A 1,617-nucleotide genomic window follows, 5' to 3' on the forward strand; every position below is an offset into this window, starting at 1 on the left:
CCAGGGCGGATTAGCCTGGCCCTGGAACCCTTGGTCATCCGGCGGAAGGGTTTCTCACCCTTCTTTCGCTACTCATGCCTGCATTCTCACTCGTGCCGCGTCCACAGCTGGGTCACCCCGCTGCTTCACCCCCGGCACGACGCTCCCCTACCCATCCACACACCTGCACGGCACATCAAGGCGCCGCGAGGTTGAAATGTGAATGCCACAGCTTCGGCGGTGTGCTTGAGCCCCGCTACATTGTCGGCGCGGGACCACTTGACCAGTGAGCTATTACGCACTCTTTAAAGGGTGGCTGCTTCTAAGCCAACCTCCTGGTTGTCTATGCGACCCCACATCCTTTTCCACTTAGCACACGCTTAGGGGCCTTAGCTGGTGATCTGGGCTGTTTCCCTCTCGACTACGAAGCTTATCCCCCGCAGTCTCACTGCCGCGCTCTCACTTACCGGCATTCGGAGTTTGGCTGATTTCGGTAAGCTTGTGGGCCCCCTAGACCATCCAGTGCTCTACCTCCGGCAAGAAACACGCGACGCTGCACCTAAATGCATTTCGGGGAGAACCAGCTATCACGGAGTTTGATTGGCCTTTCACCCCTAACCACAGGTCATCCCCCAACTTTTCAACGTTGGTGGGTTCGGCCCTCCACGCGGTCTTACCCGCGCTTCAGCCTGCCCATGGCTAGATCACTCCGCTTCGGGTCTAGGACACGCGACTGAATCGCCCTATTCAGACTCGCTTTCGCTACGGCTCCCCCACACGGGTTAACCTCGCCACGTGCCACTAACTCGCAGGCTCATTCTTCAAAAGGCACGCCGTCACCCCGCAAGGCTCCGACGGATTGTAGGCGAACGGTTTCAGGTACTATTTCACTCCCCTCCCGGGGTACTTTTCACCATTCCCTCACGGTACTCGTCCGCTATCGGTCACCAGGAAGTATTTAGGCTTACCAGGTGGTCCTGGCAGATTCACGGCAGATTTCAGGGGTCCGCCGCTACTCGGGAACACCCACAGAAGGTCAGCAACTTTCACCTACCGGACTCTCACCGTCTACGGTCAGCCATTCCAGACTGTTCGACTAGCCACTGACTTGATAACTTCTCACACGAGTGTCAGCTCGTGTAGCAGGGTCCCACAACCCCGACCACGCAACCCCTGACAGGTATCACACGCAGCCGGTTTAGCCTCAATCCGCTTTCGCTCGCCACTACTCACGGAATCACTATTTGTTTTCTCTTCCTACGGGTACTGAGATGTTTCACTTCCCCGCGTTCCCTCCATACACCCTATGTGTTCAGGTGCAGGTGACACCACATGACTGGTGCCGGGTTTCCCCATTCGGACACCCTGGGATCACAGCTTGGTTGACAGCTCCCCCAGGCCTATCGCGGCCTCCCACGTCCTTCATCGGCTCCTGGTGCCAAGGCATCCACCGTTCGCCCTTGACAACTTGACCACAAAGATGCTCGCGTCCACTGTGCAATTCTCAACAAACGACCAACCCACAACCCGATCCGCCCCACACCAAACCCGACATCCGCCGGCGGTATGCGAGGCCAGGCCATGCCTGGCAACCGTCCCCCACCACAGGTGAGGTCATGGTTCCGAAAGAAACAACCA

1 rRNA gene is annotated in these 1,617 nt (G+C 57.9%); it reads right to left on the bottom strand.

Going from position 1 to position 1,617, the window contains the following annotated elements:
* Window positions 1–1,453, bottom strand: a 23S ribosomal RNA gene (locus tag JNW87_RS38510); the annotation flags it as partial.
* Between the last annotated feature and the right edge of the window lie 164 nt (window positions 1,454–1,617).

It is taken from the genome of Micromonospora sp. ATA51, from assembly GCF_016802855.1.
Lineage (GTDB): Bacteria > Actinomycetota > Actinomycetes > Mycobacteriales > Micromonosporaceae > Micromonospora > Micromonospora sicca.